The 15,349-nt window shown below is 71.3% G+C and carries 16 protein-coding genes; 4 read left to right on the plus strand and 12 right to left on the minus strand.

Annotated features, from left to right (window positions below):
• Nucleotides 1-71: 71 nt before the first annotated feature.
• On the minus strand, nt 72-704 hold the full coding sequence (locus AYL44_RS06420) for a MerR family transcriptional regulator (RefSeq protein WP_064002361.1): 633 nt from the start codon (nt 702-704) through the stop codon (nt 72-74).
• Nucleotides 705-748: 44 nt separating this feature from the next.
• The gene (locus AYL44_RS06425) at nt 749-1,237 is read right to left on the minus strand and encodes an FHA domain-containing protein (protein ID WP_064002362.1); all 489 of its coding nucleotides are present in this window, start codon (nt 1,235-1,237) and stop codon (nt 749-751) included.
• A gap of 139 nt (nt 1,238-1,376) precedes the next feature.
• Between AYL44_RS06425 and AYL44_RS06430 the strand changes: the two genes are divergently transcribed.
• Together AYL44_RS06430 and lpdA are read left to right on the plus strand one after the other, a co-directional pair.
• A complete protein-coding gene (locus AYL44_RS06430; RefSeq protein WP_197471587.1) occupies nt 1,377-1,952 on the plus strand; it encodes a copper resistance CopC family protein in 576 nt (191 codons plus the stop codon).
• A 29-nt stretch (nt 1,953-1,981) separates the two neighbouring features.
• Nucleotides 1,982-3,382 (plus strand): dihydrolipoyl dehydrogenase, encoded by a 1,401-nt coding sequence (gene lpdA / locus AYL44_RS06435; protein WP_064002364.1) that lies wholly within the window; start codon nt 1,982-1,984, stop codon nt 3,380-3,382.
• Nucleotides 3,383-3,493: 111 nt separating this feature from the next.
• On the opposite strand, the gene AYL44_RS06440 is transcribed toward lpdA, so the two are convergent.
• From AYL44_RS06440 to AYL44_RS06475, 8 genes are all read right to left on the minus strand, one after another.
• Nucleotides 3,494-4,123, minus strand: a complete 630-nt coding sequence (locus AYL44_RS06440) for a CYTH domain-containing protein (protein WP_064002365.1) — start codon at nt 4,121-4,123, stop codon at nt 3,494-3,496.
• Complete coding sequence (locus AYL44_RS06445) at nt 4,113-4,355, minus strand: hypothetical protein (protein WP_064002366.1); 243 nt, start codon at nt 4,353-4,355, stop codon at nt 4,113-4,115. The genes AYL44_RS06440 and AYL44_RS06445 overlap by 11 nt, the downstream gene beginning before the upstream one ends.
• A gap of 88 nt (nt 4,356-4,443) precedes the next feature.
• Nucleotides 4,444-6,927 carry a glycogen/starch/alpha-glucan phosphorylase gene (locus tag AYL44_RS06450; RefSeq protein ID WP_197471588.1) on the minus strand — a complete coding sequence of 828 codons (2,484 nt, stop codon included), beginning with the start codon at nt 6,925-6,927 and terminating at the stop codon, nt 4,444-4,446.
• 88 nt (nt 6,928-7,015) lie between these two features.
• Nucleotides 7,016-8,032, minus strand: coding sequence for a YihY/virulence factor BrkB family protein (locus AYL44_RS06455; RefSeq protein WP_064002368.1), 1,017 nt, complete (start codon nt 8,030-8,032; stop codon nt 7,016-7,018).
• 82 nt (nt 8,033-8,114) lie between these two features.
• The gene (locus AYL44_RS06460; protein ID WP_064002501.1) at nt 8,115-8,630 is read right to left on the minus strand and encodes a prepilin peptidase; all 516 of its coding nucleotides are present in this window, start codon (nt 8,628-8,630) and stop codon (nt 8,115-8,117) included.
• Nucleotides 8,631-8,639: 9 nt separating this feature from the next.
• Nucleotides 8,640-8,936, minus strand: a complete 297-nt coding sequence (locus AYL44_RS06465) for a DUF1905 domain-containing protein (RefSeq protein ID WP_064002369.1) — start codon at nt 8,934-8,936, stop codon at nt 8,640-8,642.
• A gap of 54 nt (nt 8,937-8,990) precedes the next feature.
• Nucleotides 8,991-9,977: an aldo/keto reductase gene (locus tag AYL44_RS06470; RefSeq protein ID WP_064002502.1), complete on the minus strand. Its 987-nt coding sequence runs from the start codon at nt 9,975-9,977 to the stop codon at nt 8,991-8,993.
• A 10-nt stretch (nt 9,978-9,987) separates the two neighbouring features.
• A complete protein-coding gene (locus AYL44_RS06475) occupies nt 9,988-10,968 on the minus strand; it encodes a LysR family transcriptional regulator (RefSeq protein ID WP_231872736.1) in 981 nt (326 codons plus the stop codon).
• A 62-nt stretch (nt 10,969-11,030) separates the two neighbouring features.
• Between AYL44_RS06475 and AYL44_RS06480 the strand changes: the two genes are divergently transcribed.
• Nucleotides 11,031-12,071 carry an aminotransferase class V-fold PLP-dependent enzyme gene (locus AYL44_RS06480; RefSeq protein WP_064002503.1) on the plus strand — a complete coding sequence of 347 codons (1,041 nt, stop codon included), beginning with the start codon at nt 11,031-11,033 and terminating at the stop codon, nt 12,069-12,071.
• 6 nt (nt 12,072-12,077) lie between these two features.
• Here AYL44_RS06480 and AYL44_RS06485 read toward each other — a convergent pair whose 3' ends face one another.
• Entirely contained in the window at nt 12,078-13,745 is a 1,668-nt protein-coding gene (locus AYL44_RS06485; RefSeq protein WP_064002371.1) for a cation:proton antiporter, read from the minus strand.
• A 36-nt stretch (nt 13,746-13,781) separates the two neighbouring features.
• Nucleotides 13,782-14,114 (minus strand): hypothetical protein, encoded by a 333-nt coding sequence (locus tag AYL44_RS06490; RefSeq protein WP_231872737.1) that lies wholly within the window; start codon nt 14,112-14,114, stop codon nt 13,782-13,784.
• Nucleotides 14,115-14,308: 194 nt separating this feature from the next.
• On the opposite strand from AYL44_RS06490, the gene AYL44_RS06495 reads away from it, so the two are divergent.
• Nucleotides 14,309-15,331 (plus strand): NADPH:quinone reductase, encoded by a 1,023-nt coding sequence (locus AYL44_RS06495; protein ID WP_064002373.1) that lies wholly within the window; start codon nt 14,309-14,311, stop codon nt 15,329-15,331.
• The last annotated feature ends 18 nt before the right edge of the window (nt 15,332-15,349 follow it).

The following is a 15,349-nucleotide window of genomic DNA, read 5'->3' on the forward strand; positions in this document are numbered from 1 at the left end:
TTCCACGCTAGAGGACCGAGGTGCCTCCGGCAACGACATCCGACTCGTCGCGTCCGGCGTGTCGCGGACGGTCACGGGGTCAGACGATCGAGCGCTGCGGCGACGAACACCTGTCGGATCTCTTCGAGTCGACGGGCCAGTTCGGGCGCGATCTCATTGGCTTTCGCTCGGGAACCGGCATCCGCGCGGCGCAGCAGCGGGGCGATGGCGCTCTCGATGAGCGACACCTCGCGCTCGGCGCTCTGCCGGATGGTGCGGATGTGGCGGGGCTGGATCCCGTGCGCGTCGAGCGCGACGAGGGAGCGGAGCACGCCGAGCGCACGCTCGTCGAACGAGTCGGAGGGCGCGATGAGACCAGCGGACACCGCTTCGTTGAGCAGCGTCGCCGAGGCGCCGGCGGTGCTGAGGAGTTCGTCACGACGGTAGCGACGCGAGGTCTGGACGATGGATGCCGGCGGGACGGGCGCCACGTCGTCGCCGTGCTCCTCTAGGTACTCGCGGATCCGGGCCAACGGGATGCCGAAATCGCGCTGCATGCTGAGGGCCGTGCGCAGCCGCTCGACATCGGCGGCGGAGAACTTGCGGTAGCCGGACTCGGTGCGGACGGGCGTGACGATCCCCTGCACCTCGAGGAATCGGAGCTTGCTCGCCGTGAGGGCGGGGAACTCCGGGCTCAAACGGGCGAGGACCTGGCCGATGCTCAAGGACCCCGAGGACGCAGCTCGTCCCCGGGTGGCGGCGGCCGGGCTCACGCGCCGATCGCCCGCTCTGCCGGAGCGACGAAGAAGTTGAGGCGGAACTTGCCGACGCGCACCTCGGCCCCGTCGGTGAGGGTCGCGCGGTCGACGCGCTCGCCGTTGACGTAGGTGCCGTTGAGCGAGCGCTGGTCGATCAGCTCGAACGTGGCACCCGTGCGGGTGATCTCCGCGTGACGCCGGGAGACGGTCACATCGTCGAAGAAGATGTCGGCCTCGGGGTGGCGACCCACGGTCGTCACGTCGGTGTCGAGCAGGTACCGCGCACCCGCGGTCGGCCCGGACCGGACGATGAGGAGCGCAGCACGCGCCGGGAGGGCGTTGATCGCCTCCACCTCGGCGGCCGTCAACTCGGCGCCGAAGGGCACGAAGGAGAGGTCCGAGTCGTGCCCGAACGTCTGCGTCGAATCCACAAGACGCGGGTGCGCCGACGTCTCGGCACCCCGATGGATGTCGCCGCCCGGTCGCTGATTCTCGTCCACGATGTCCTCCTTCTCCCACAGTAACCGATCGCTCCCGCTCACGGTGGCCGGGTCCACGCCGAGGCGACATGGTACCGGGCCCGTGGCGCAGACGACAGGGCCGGGGAGCGGCGGCGTGCGTTCGGTTAGCGTCGCCACCATGTCGACGTCCACGAACCCCCGCATGCGCCGTCGCGGTGGCGCGATCGCCGCCGCAGCGGTCGCTGCCGCGCTGCTGCTCGCTCCCGCCTCCCCCGCCGCGGCCCACGACGAGTTGCTCAGCTCCGATCCGGCCGCCGACGCCGTCCTCGGAACCACCCCGGAGGAGATCTCGCTGACGTTCAGTGCGACACCCTCGACGGAGCCGGGTGCGACGGTCGTGGCGGTCTACGACGAATCGTGCCGTTCGCTGGCCGCCGGGGACCCCGAGGTCGCGGACAACGTCGTCACCCAAGCGGTCGACGGACCGGTCGAGGGGGCGGTCCTCGTCCAGTGGCGGATCGTCTCGAGCGACGGGCACCCCCTCTCGGATGAGTTCACGTTCTCGGTGGGCGAGGACGGCAAGGTCGCGGCGGTCGAAGAGTGCGGCGAATCGGCCGGCGAGCAGGCGGAAGGGTCGTCGGAAGGGTTCAACGCGGTCCCGTACGCGGTCGGCGGAGGCATCATCTTCCTCGCCGTCGGCGTCGTGATCGCGGTCGCGATCGTCCGCGGTCGACGGGGCGAGACGAAGGAGTGAGGCCACCGGCAGCGGACTAGGCTGGAGGCATGCCTCACTACGACGTCGTCATCCTCGGTGCCGGCCCCGGCGGCTATGTCGCGGCCGTCCGCTCCGCACAGCTCGGACTGTCCACCGCCATCATCGAAGAGAAGTACTGGGGCGGTGTCTGCCTCAACGTCGGCTGCATCCCCTCCAAGGCGCTCCTGAAGAACGCGGACCTCGCGCACACCTTCACCCACAAGGCCGACCTCTTCGGCATCAGCGGTGACGTGAACTTCGACTTCGGCACCGCATGGGACCGCAGCCGCAAGGTCGCCGAGACCCACGTCAAGGGCATCCACTTCCTCATGAAGAAGAACAAGGTGACCGAGTACCAGGGTCGCGGCTCGTTCGTCGACGCGAAGTCCATCGAGGTCACGAAGGAGGACGGCTCGAAGGAGACCGTCACGGCCGACAACGTGATCATCTCGACCGGCTCGACCGTGCGTCTGCTGCCGGGTGTCACCCTCAGCGAGAACGTCGTCACCTACGAGGAGCAGATCCTCACGCGCGACCTGCCGAACTCGATCGTCATCGTCGGTGCGGGCGCGATCGGCATGGAGTTCGCCTTCGTGATGAGCAACTACGGCGTCAAGGTCACGATCATCGAGTTCCTCGACCGCGCCCTCCCCAACGAGGACGTCGAGGTCTCGAAGGAGATCCAGCGGCAGTACAAGAAGTACGGCATCGAGATCCTCACCTCGACCAAGGTCGAGTCCGTCGTCGACTCGGGCGACAAGGTCACCGTGTCGTACTCCGCGAACTCCGACGGTGCGAAGGGCCAGATCGAGGCGGACAAGGTCCTCATGTCGATCGGGTTCGCCCCGCGCGTCGAGGGCTTCGGGCTCGAGAACACCGGTGTCAAGCTCACCGACCGCGGTGCCATCGAGATCGACGACTACATGCGCACGAACGTCGAGGGCGTCTACGCCATCGGCGACGTGACCGCCAAGCTGCAGCTCGCGCACGTCGCCGAGGCGCAGGGCGTCGTCGCCGCCGAGACGATCGGCAAGGCCGAGACCCAGACGCTCGGGGACTACCGCAACATGCCGCGTGCCACGTTCTGCTCGCCGCAGGTGGCGTCGTTCGGCCTCACGGAGCAGCAGGCGCGCGACGCCGGCTACGACGTCAAGGTCGCGAAGTTCCCCTTCTCGGCCAACGGCAAGGCCAACGGCCTGGGCGAGCCGGTCGGCTTCGTGAAGCTGATCGCGGATGCCGAGCACCTCGAACTGCTCGGTGGTCACCTCATCGGCCCCGACGTGTCGGAGCTCCTGCCCGAGCTGACGCTCGCGCAGAAGTGGGACCTCACCGCCCTCGAGGCCGCGCGGAACGTCCACACGCACCCGACGCTGTCGGAGGGCCTGCAGGAGGCCTTCCACGGCCTCGCCGGCCACATGATCAACCTCTGATCAGGCAGGGAAGACCTATCGGAACGAATGGGTCTTCAGTAACCTGACGATCACGACTGACGCCGCCCCGAACGAAGCCGGGGGCGGCGTCAGTGCGTTGCGGCCTGGGGGTCAGAGACCGAGGGCGCGCTCGAGCTTGGAGCCCGACCCCGACACCTCTCCCCCGACGGCGCGGACGAGCTCGTCCGCTGCGGCGAAGAGCGCGTCGCGGGCCGCGGCATCCGTCGGTGCGGCCGGACCGAGCTCGAGCTCCCACTCGCGCCAGGACGTCTCGACACCCCGGCGGACGTCGGTGGCGGTGACCCTGTCGTCGACGAACTCCGCGAGGAGGTTCCCCTCCGCATCGAGGAGCGCATACGCGGTGCGGGCGTTGCGGATGCGCGCGAGCGGCGCGAACGGGGGCGACGCGACGGGGGCGAGGGCGTCCTCGATCGCCGCGGGCACCACGATGGCGTCGGAGCCCCCGGCATCCAGCGGCCAGCGCGACTCCGCCTTGCCTTCCGGCGTCACGCGCTTGATGTGCCATCCCTCGTCGGGTCCGCCGCTGCGGCGGCGGAGCGCGACGCGCGCCCGTCCCAGCGCGCCGTCGGCGGTGTCGAGGTAGTGCGCGTCGAGCTCCCGCGGTTCGGGTGCGCCGACAGCGGCGACGCCGGGAAGCCGAGCCCAATCGGGCAGCGGCGTCCCGGCGTCGACGTCGTACGTGCGCTCGATCTCGAGCGAGTGCTCGGGCTCAGTCGTCAAGGGTCGAACGGTCGTCGCGCTCGTCGGCGGACGGATCGATGTCGTCCTGCGCGGCGACGAAGTGGAAATCGGCGGACGTGGGTCCGTCGCCCTCCCCGGTGTTCTCGTCGGCACCCGCGCGCTCGTAGGTGATCTGCGTCTCGCTATAGGGCAGGATCAGCCGATCCGTGTCCTCCTCGAGCGGGATGACCTGGCCGTCGAGCGGGCCGCCGTGAAGTCGTGCGATTGCCATGATGTACCTCCGACACCGACTCTAACCCGGCGCCCCGACGGCTCCACCGCGACTTGTCAGCCGGTCGCCGCGGTGCTATCCGCGGCCGTCAGACGAGGGGCGGCGTGTGCCAGATGCGATCGATGTAGTCGCGCATCGACCGGTCGGAGGAGAAGAACCCGCAGCGCGCCACGTTGAGGATCGCGGCCCGGGTCCAGGCATCCTGATCGGCGTAGAGCGCATCGACGCGCTTCTGCGCCGCGATGTAGTCCGTGTAGTCCGCCAGCGCCATGAACGGGTCGTGGTGGATCAGGTTCGACACCACCGGCTCGAACACCGATCCGTCTCCGCCCGAGAACGCACCCGACGAGACGAGGTCCAGCGCCCGGGAGAGGTTCTCGTCGGCGCGCACGAAGTCGATCGGGTGGTACCCGCGCGTCTGCAGGTCGGCGACCTCGGGCTCGGACATCCCGAACAGGAAGAAGTTCTCGTCGCCCACGAGCTCGCGGATCTCGACGTTCGCGCCGTCGTCGGTACCGATGGTCAGCGCACCGTTGAGGGCGAACTTCATGTTGCCCGTGCCGGAGGCCTCCTTGCCGGCGAGCGAGATCTGCTCGGAGAGGTCCGCCGCCGGGACGACCCGCTCGGCGAGGGTGACGTTGTAGTTCGGCGGGAAGAGGACCGCGAGGCGCCCCTCGACCCGCGGGTCGGAGTTGACGACGCTGCCGACGGCGTTGATGAGGTGGATGATGCGCTTGGCCATCGCGTAGCCGGGCGCGGCCTTGGCGCCGAACACGAAGGTGCGGGGTGTCACCTGGTCGGGTGTGACGCGGCCCGAGGCGATGGCGTCGTACTCCGTGATGATGTGGAGGAGCTTGAGCGTCTGGCGCTTGTACTCGTGCAGACGCTTCACCATGACGTCGAGCAGGTGGTCGTCTGCCACGGTGAACCCGTCGCGGTCGGCGAGGGTGCGGGCGAGCACGCGCTTGTTGGACGCCTTCACCGCGCGGAACGCGGCGTGGAAGGCGGTGTCGTCGGCGTGGTCCTCGAGCTCGCGCAGCCGGTCGAGGTCGGTGAGCCAGCCCGGTCCGATCGTGTCGGTGATGAGGCGCGACAGGCCGGGGTTGGCGAGACGGATGAACCGGCGCGGCGTGACCCCGTTCGTGACGTTCGTGAACTTGCCGGGGAAGAACTCGTCGAAGTCCGGCAGCACCTTCTCGCGCAGCAGCTGCGAGTGCAGCTCGGCGACACCGTTGACCTTGGAGCCGGCGACCGTGGCGAGGTAGGCCATCCGCACCGCGCCGTCGGGCGAGATGATCGACATCCGCCGGATCCGCTCCTCGTCGTCGCCGAAGCGCTCGCGGACCTCGTCGAGGAACTCGTCGTTGATCCGGTAGATGATCTCGAGGTGGCGCGGCAGGAGCCTGCCGAGCAGGTCTGCGGGCCACACCTCGAGCGCCTCGGGCAGCAGGGTGTGGCACGTGTAGGCGAAGCACTGCCGGGTGATCTGCCAGGCGGCATCCCATTCGAGCTTCTTCTCGTCGACGAGGACGCGCATCAACTCGGGGACACCGATGACGGGGTGGGTGTCGTTGAGCTGGAAGATGACCCGGTCCGGCAGCTTCGCGAGGTCGAAGTCGCTCGGCAGGATGAGGTTCACGAAATCGCTGATGGATGCCGCGACGAAGAAGTACTGCTGCTGCAGGCGCAGCTCCTTGCCCTGCGGGGTGGAGTCCTCGGGGTAGAGCACCTTCGAGATGTTCTCGGCGTAGGTCTGCGCGCGCACGGCCTCCTGGTAGTCGCCCGCGTTGAAGACGCGCAGGTCGAAGCCCTGGGTGGCCTGCGCGCTCCACAGGCGCAGCGTGTTGACGCGGCCGTTGTGGTAGCCCGGGACCATGTAGTTGTACGGCACGGCGAGGACGTTCCACGACGGCACCCAACGCGTGCGCGTGACGCCCTCGTCGTCGTACTGCTCTGTGTGGCCGCCGAAGGAGATGGTCTGCGCGGCTTCGGGGTGGGGGAACTCCCACGGCGAGCCGAGCGCGAGCCACGAGTCGGCCTGCTCGACCTGCTGTCCGTCGACGAACGTCTGACGGAAGATGCCGTACTCGTACCGGATGCCGTAACCGATGCTCGGCACGCCGAGCGTCGCGAGCGAGTCGATGAAGCAGGCCGCGAGGCGGCCGAGGCCGCCGTTGCCGAGACCCGGCTCGACCTCGAGCGCGCGGACGTCCTCCAGGTCGAGGCCGCAGGCGACGAGGGCCTCGGCGGCGATGTCGGTGAGTCCCGTCGCCAGGAGGTTGTTGTCGAGCTGCCGACCGAGCAGGTATTCCGCCGAGAGGTAGGCGACGCCCTTGGCCTGGGTCGACCGCTGCCGACGCACGTCCTCGAGCCACCGCGCCATGAGGTAGTCGCGCACGGTGGCGGCGAGCGCGAAGTAGCGATCGTTGGCCGTCGAGGTCGACAGGGCCACGCCGCGGCCGTTGTTGAGATTGCGCAGGTACTGCGTCACGAACCCGTCGACGGTGGGCTCGGGCGACTGCACGGGCGCGAGGGCGATCGGGTGGGTCGGCTGAAGTCGCGGGTTCTTCACGGTACGACGGTACACACCCGGACCGTGCGCATCGAGTGGATGCGCCAGAGTTCACACAGCGGTGACGAGGCGGTGACGAAGGAGCCCGTCAGTCCGCGGAACGCTCGGCCGCCAGCGCCTCGCGCGCGGCCTGCAACTCGTCGGCCGCCGCCTTCACCTGATCCTCGGCGGTCTGGACGCGGCGCTCGATCAGCGTCGTCGCGCCGTGCACGCGACGGACGCGGTCCTCGCTCTCGAGCGTGGCCGCCACGATGTACGCCGAGGCGATGAGGATGACCTGGCACGACAGGTTGATCCACAGCAGCAGCGCGATGAGCGAGGCGAAGGTGGCGAGCAGGGGGTTGGAGCCGGCGCCCCCGACGAACAGGCTCGACAGCTGCTGCAGCACGGTCAGGCCGACGCCGCCGAGCAGGGCCCCGGTCCAGAGCGCTCGCGCCGGAGCGCGAACACCCGAGAGCGTGCGGAACAGGAGCGCGACGACCGCCGTGTCGAGGACGAAGGTGACGAGGACGCCGACCGCGGCACTCAGGCCGACCGTCACCGGACTGTCGGCGGAGACCCCGACGACGTCGGCGACCAGACCGACGCCCGCCGTCCCGAGGACGGTCGCGGCCGCCGCGGCGGCGAGTCCGGCACCGATGACGACGGCCAGGACGAGGTTGCGGCCGAGGACGATGATGAACAGGGTGTCGTCGTGGACCTTGTCGGCGATCACCCGCAGGGAGGTGCGCAGCGACCCGATCGCGCCGATCGCCGCGAGGACGAGACCCACGAGGGAGAACACGCCGGCGAGCGAGAACGCGATCGGTTGACCGAGCTTCTCGGGGTCGATGATGCCGCCCTCTCCCACGAGGCCGGGGATCACGCCGTCGACCGCGTCGATGAGACTCTGCCAGGCCTGCGGGTTGCCCGACAGCCAGAGCGCTGCGACGGAGAAGCCGAGCAAGACGCCGGCGAACACGCTGAAGAGCGTGCGATAGGTCACGCTGTCGGCCAGGAGGGGACCGCGCCGCTCGCTGTAGCGGAGGTAAGCCCGCACGATCCGCCACGACAGCGCGCGGGCGATCAGGCGCGGGACGAGCGGGGTCTTCGTACGATCGGCCATGTCCTCACGGTAGCGAGGCGGACGCACCGACCCCGCTCCCCTTGCGTCGCCGAGGCGGATCTGGCACGCACCGCCCGCGACGTCACAGGCCGAGACGGTCCGCCACGTCGGCGCCGAGGAGGATGCCGGTCCAGGCGCCCAGCAGCATCCACGGTCCGAAGGCGACGGCGGTGCGCCGGGAGGCGCGACGGGTCGCGAGCAGCAGCGCGCCGTACACGCCGCCGAAGACGAACCCGGCCACGGCCCCGACGGCGAGCGCGGACCACCCCGCCCACCCGAGCGCCATACCGAGGACGCCGGCGAGTTTCACGTCTCCCCCGCCCATCCCGCCCCCTGCCGCGCGCAGCAGGAGGTAGAAGACGAACAGCGCGGCGCCTCCGACGGCGGCGCGCAGGAGGGACGACCACGGGGCTCCCGCGAGGCACGCGACGAGCAGCAGCCCGCCGAGCACGGGGTAGCCGGGGAGCACCCACGCGTTGGGCAGCCGGTGCGTGCGGACGTCGATGACCGCGAGGACGACCGAGGCGACGGCCAGCCAGACGTAGGCGATGACGACCGCGACGATCGCGACCGGGTCCGAGAGTGCGGCCCAGGGCACGGACACGGCTCAGCCGTCCTGGACGTCGAGACGGACGGAGACCGTGTCCCCCTCGGAGATCCCCTCGCGCTCGCGGACCGAGCGCTTGAGCGGCAGGACGTACACCCCGCGCGCCGCGTCGGGGAAGATCGAGGTCCGCCAGGACGACGACCCGACCGTCGCGCCCACCGGGACGGATCCGAATCCCCGCCCGGGTCGCGGTACCTCGCGGATGTCCGCACTCACCTCCGCCGGGAGGGGGACGAAGTACCAGTCGTCCCTCCGCGACTCCCAGCGGAACAGCACCCCGGAGGCCTCGACGATCATGCCCTCACGGTAGCGATGTGGCGCGCACGGCGGCGCGCGGCATCCCCACCCCGATCACCACTGCGGGTGGATGTCCGCGCGGAGCCGGCGGTCGTACACGTCGACGACGGCGGCCGCGAACGTGTCGAGGACAGCGGGGTCGATCGCCCCGGCGTCGGCGTTGCTCTGCGCCTGCGCCGTCGTGCGCGCCCCCGGGATGACGGAGGTGACGCCCGGACGGGACGCGATCCAGGCGAGGGATGCCGCCGGCAGCGACACGCCGTCGGGCAGCGCCGCGCTGAGCTCGTCCACCGCGACGAGTCCCGTCTCGAAGTCGACGCCCGAGAACGTCTCACCGCGGTCGAACGCCTCGCCGTGCCGGTTGAAGGTGCGGTGGTCGTTCGCCGCGAACGAGGTCGACGCGGTGTAGCGCCCGCTGAGGAGGCCCGAGGCGAGCGGCACCCGGGCGAAGATCGCGACGCCGGCGGCCTCGGCGGCCGGCAGCACCTCGTCGAGCGGCTTCAGTCGGAACGGGTTGAAGATGATCTGCACGTTGGTCACCCCGGGCCGCGAGATCGCGGACAGGGCCTGCGCGCAGGTCTCGACCGAGACGCCGTACGCGGCGATCGCACCGCTGTCGACGAGGGCGTCGAGGGCGTCGTACGTCTCGTCGGCGTCGATCACCGCCGACGGCGGGCAGTGCAGCTGCACGAGATCGAGCGTGTCGACGCCGAGGTTGCGCCGTGACCGGTCGGTCCACGCGCGGAAGTTCTCGGGGGTGTAGTTCTCGGGCTCCTGCGCGAGGCGCCGCCCCATCTTGGTCGCCACGGTCACGCCGTGGCCCGGGTGCGCCGCCAGGAAGCGGCCGATGAGGGTCTCGCTGCGACCGTCGCCGTAGACGTCGGCGGTGTCGAACAGGGTGACGCCGGCCTCGACGGAGACGGCGAGGACGTCGAGCGCATCGGATTCGGAGACATCCCCCCAGTCGGCACCGAGCTGCCACGTGCCGAGGCCGATGGCGGAGACGGAACGGCCGGTGGAGGCGAGAGGTCGCTGCTGCATGGGGCTCACCCTACTTCGCCGCGGCGACCTCCGGGCCCGGCGCCGTCATGTCGCCGACCGCGGCGGCGAGGTGCGACAGCACGATCGCGACGGCCGGGACGCCCGCCGCCCCGCGCGCCGAGACGGCGTGGAGCTCGCGCCGGTCCCCCGACGCGAGCGGACGGGTGATCACCCCGGCGACGAGGGGGAAGGACGCCACGGCCAGCCGCGGCAGCGTCGCAACCCCCACACCCTGCGCGACCAGCTGCTCGACGGCGGCGACGTTGTCGGTCTCGAAGCGGATGCGGGGCGCGAATCCCGCGCGTTCGCACGAGTCCAGCAGGTGGCTGCGGCACCGCGGGCATCCCGCGATCCAATCGTCGTCGGCGAGCGCCCTGAGGTCGACGACGTCCTCGGTGCTGCGGGCGTGCCCGTCGGGCAGCACGAGGAGGAGGTCCTCAGCGCCGATGCGGCGGGCGTCGAGCCCCCGGATGCTGTCGCCGTGCGCGTCGGTGCCATCGCCCGGGTGACTGAAGGTCAACGCGATGTCGGCCCGGTCGGAGCGGACGGCGGCGACCGCCTCGGGCGGTTCCGCCTCGACGTACGTCAGGGAGAGACCCGGGTCGGATGCGGCGAGCCGGCGCATGAGGCGCGGGAGGATCGTCGGCGAAGCGGAGGGGAACCCGACGAGCCGCACCGTGCCGATCCGGCCGCCGCCGAGATCGGCGAGCTCACCGGCCACCGCGCCGAGCGCCGTCGTGATCGACGTGGCGTGGCGGGCGAGGATGCGCCCGGCCTCGGTGAGCCGCATCCGCCGTCCCACCCGCTCCACGACCGCCATCCCCAGCCGCGTCTCGAGGCGGCGGATCTGCTGACTCACGGCGGGCTGGCTGTACCCGAGCGCGGTCGCAGCGGCGGTCACGGATCCCGTGTCGCCCACCGCCTTGACGATGCGGAGCTCGGCGACGGAGAGGTCGGGAACGGGTTGCGGCATCCAGACATATAACGCCATGTCATGCAGTCGATGCAATGCCTGCCATGGTGCACTCGATCTCGGATCGCGACGATGGAGTCATGGCCCTCTCCCCCACCGACGTCCGCGACGCGTTCCCCGACGCGCGGGGGTACGTCGCGGCCTGCACCGCCGGCATCCCGCCCCTCGCCAGCCGCGACGCGGTCCGCGCCGACCTCGACGCGTGGCCCGACCCGATCCGGTACGCCGCGAGCGCCGAGCGGTGCCGCGCATCGTTCGCGCGACTGGTCGGGGTGGACCCGGCCGCCGTCGCGCTCGGCGCGCAGACCTCGGCGATGGTGAGCCTCCTCGCGGCCTCCCTGCCCGACGGCGCCGTCGTCCTGTGCCCCGAGGGCGAGTTCTCCTCGCTCGTCCTCCCCTTCGTCCACGCCGGTCGGGGCATCACCGTGCGGACGGCACCGCTCGACGCGCTCGCCGACGCGGTCGACGCGGCGACGACCCTCGTGGCCTTCTCGATCGTGCAGTCCGCGACGGGTGCCGTCGCCGACGCCGACGCGATCGTCGCGGCGGCGCGGCGCCATGGTGCGCGCACGCTCTGCGACGCGACGCAGGCCGTCGGCTGGATGCCGGTGGCCGCCGGGGCCTTCGATGCGCTGGTCTGCCACGCCTACAAGTGGCTGTGCGCGCCTCGCGGCGTCGCGTTCCTCGCGCTCCGCGAGGACTTCGGCGCGACGATCGGTCCGCGCCAGGCGGGCTGGTACGCGGGCGCGGACCCGTGGGCGTCGTGCTACGGCACGGACGCGACCCTGGCGGCATTCGCTCGACGGTTCGACGTCTCGCCCGCGTGGCAGGCGTTCACGGGGGCCGAGCCGGCACTCGCCCTCTTCGCAGGAGCGGACCCGCGGGCGCTGAGCGACGAGGTCACGGGCCTCGCGGCCGCGCTGCGGGAGCGGCTCGACCTGCCGGCTCCGGCGCGGGCGACGCCGATCGTGACCTGGCGGGACGAGAGCGGTGCCGACATCGGCCGGCTGCGCGCCGCGGGGATCGTCGCGTCGAGCCGCGCCGGCAACGCGCGCGTCGCGCTGCACGTCTTCAACGACGAGCGCGACGTCGAGGACATCGCCCGCGCGCTGGGTCGCTGACGGACCTCATTCGCGGCCGGTGCGCAACTCGATCGCGATCTGGGCGGCGTCGATCACCGCGAGTTCGTGCGCGAGCACGTCGGCATCGAAGGTGCCGGTGTCGCGGGCGTCGAGCAGCGCGCGGCGCTGGAGGTCGATCACGGCGAGGCGGTAGTCGCTCTCGACCTGGAACGCCCGGGCACGGTCGAGGTCGGCCGAGCGATCCGGAGCGGGGACGTCGGCCGCGCGCTCGCGGAGGAGCTCGAGGATGTGTTGCCGCTCCTCCTTCTCGCGCTCGCGCGACTCGTCCGCCGAACCGGCGGGGGTGAGCGCGTCGACGAGCGGCGCGACCGAGGCGCCCTGCCCGACGAGGGAGACGACGGCGACGGCGAAGGCGATGAGGACGAGCACGGAGCGCAGCGGGGTGTCCTCGGGGAGCGTCTGCGCCGCAGCGAGCGTGATGGCGCCCCGCATCCCCGCCCAGACGACCAGGGTGCCCTCGCGCCATCCGAGCGGCGCCTCCTGGAAGTAGCGGATGTCGGCGAGTCCGCGCGTCACGCGCGGACCGAACCGGCGCACGGTTCCCCGCGAGACGCGCCGGCCGCGGCGGGCGAACGCATCGACGAGCTGCGCCTCGCCCTCCTCGGTCTCGAGGCGCTGCGCGATCGTCTCGAGGCGGGGTTGGAGGCGGCGGACGCGACGCGCACTCATCGACAGCAGTGCGAGCAACGGTGCCACGTACGCGGCTCGCACGATCACCGTCAGGAGCCACGCGCCGGCCGCGATGAGGAGAGCGGGCGCGATGCCCTCGTGCGCCTTCTCCACGTCGCTGAGGATCGAGGTCAGCTGCAGTCCCATGAAGAGGAACACGAACCCCTCGAGGATCAGCTCGACCGTGCGCCAGTTCTGCGCGTCGGACAGCCGGTTGCGCGCGGAGAAGACGCGCGGACCGCCCACTCCGGTGATGATGCCGGCGACGACAGCGGCGACGAGGCCCGAGGCGCCGAGGAGTTCCGCCGGGACGGCCGCGAGGAACGGCACGGTGAACGAGAGGACCGTGTTGACGGTCGGGTCGGTCGCACGCTTGCGCACCGTCAGGTTGAGCCAGCCGAGCACCGCGCCGATCAGGACCGCGACGACGACGGCGTAGGCGAACGTGCCGACGGCACCCCAGAAGGAGAAGGATGCCGCGGCCGCGGCGACCGCGGTGCGCAGCAGCACGAGCGCCGTCGCGTCGTTGAGCAGGCTCTCTCCTTCGAGGATCGCGACGACACGCTTGGACACGGGCGTGCGTTTGATGATCGAGGTCGCGACCGCGTCGGTCGGGCTCACAATGGCGCCCAAGGCGACTCCCCAGGCGAAACCGAGATCGGGGATCGCGATCATGAAGAAGAGGCCCAGAGCGAGGGCGGTCCCGATGACGAGGAAGACCGACAGCCCGGCGATGGCGCCGAACTCACGTCGGAAGTGCATCGCCGGCATCGAGACCGCTGCCGAGTACAGCAGCGGGGGCAGGATGCCGAGCAGGATCCACTCCGGGTCGAGGACGAAGTCGTCGAACATCGGGAGGAAGCTGCCGCCGACGCCCACGGCGACCATCAGGATCGGCGCGGCGATACCCGCCCACCGGCCGATCACCGTCGTCGACGCGACGACCAGGAGCGCGACCACCAGGCCGAGAAGAGTCTCGATCACAGGGAAAGCCTGTCAGAGGACCTCAGCGGACGGTGATCAGTACGCCGTGGGTCCGCCCACCGGAGCGAAGGAGCGCATCGCTTCCGCCGTCGGGAGGTCGACCCGCAGCCGCGTCGTCCCCGGACGGGGGCCGGCGCCGTTCACGATCGCGGCACCCCCGAGGCGCAGCAGCGGCTCGGCGAGCTTCGCCGCGGAGGCGTCGGGGAGGAAGCCGACGACGCGCCCGTTCGAGTGGACGGCGACGTCGACGCCGCGACGACCGCGCTGCCCGATGCGAAGGATGTAGAGGCGGTCGTCGCGGGTGCGCCGTTCGGGATCGTCGACGAGGTAGTGGGTGCGGGCGAGATCCACGCGGGACGTCGGGAGCACGCGGAGATCTGGGAGATCGTCGTGCGATCGCGTCCGGCCGATGAGAGCGTGACAGAGGTGTTCGAGCCAGGTGGGCACGAGGCCCCCTTCCTGCAGGCGACACGAAACTCGTGCCGCCCGTCGAGCCTCGCACACGGCGCCTGGCAAACGGCCGGTGTCGGAATGCGCGCGGGTCACGAGGGGTTGCGCCCGGTATGAAGGCGATCGTCTACAGCTCCCCGGGCGCATCCGACGTCCTGTCCCTCGTCGACCGCGAGGTCGCGGATCCCGGTCCCGGTGAGGTGCGGGTCCGCGTCGCCGTCTCGGGGGTGAACCCGACCGACTGGAAGTCCCGCTCCGGAGGCACCCAGCGAGCCTCCTTCGCCGAGACCGTCCCGAATCAGGACGGCGCCGGCGTCGTCGACGCGCTCGGCGAGGGAGTCGAGGACCTCGCGGTCGGCGACCGCGTGTGGGTGCACCTCGCCCAGCACCAGCGCCCCACGGGCACCGCGCAGGAGTACACGGTCGTCCCGGCATCCCGCGCCATCCGTCTTCCGGAGGGCATCGACTTCGCCACCGCGGCCAGTCTCGGCGTGCCGGCCGTGACGGCGCATCGCGCGCTGACGGTGCACGAGGACGGCCCCGCCCGCCTGGCGCCCGGCGCGCTCGCCGGACGCACCGTTCTCGTGCAGGGCGGCGCCGGCGCCGTCGGCCACGCCGCGATCCAGCTCGCCCGGTGGGCGGGTGCGACCGTCCTCACGACGGTGAGCTCCGACGCGAAGGCGCAGCTCGCGCGCGCGGCCGGCGCGCACCACGTCATCGACTACACGCGGGAGGACGTCGCGGCGCGGGTGCAGGAGATCGCCCCCGAGGGCGTCGACCAGATCGTCGAGGTGTCTCTCGCGACCAATGCCGCCCTCGACGCCGAGATCGCCGCCGGGCACGCCGTCATCGCCTTCTACGCCGACGACAACGGCGACACGTTCAGCATGCCGATCCGGCCCACCTTCGCGAAGAACATCCGGGTCCAGGGCGTCCTGCTCTACACGGTCGGCGAACCCGCGCTCGATGCCGCCGTCGCCGACATCACGCGCGCCCTCGAGGACGGCGCCCTGCCCGTCGGCGAGGAGGCGGGCCTGCGGCTGACGTGGTTCCCGCTCGCGGAGACCGCTGCCGCCCACGACGCGGTCGAAGCCGCGACCGTCGGCAAGGTGCTCATCCGGGTCGCCGACCTGTGATCGACCGGATGCCGCGGG

Origin of the sequence: Microbacterium oleivorans, assembly GCF_001644225.1 — a bacterium.
Lineage (GTDB): Bacteria > Actinomycetota > Actinomycetes > Actinomycetales > Microbacteriaceae > Microbacterium > Microbacterium gawkjiense.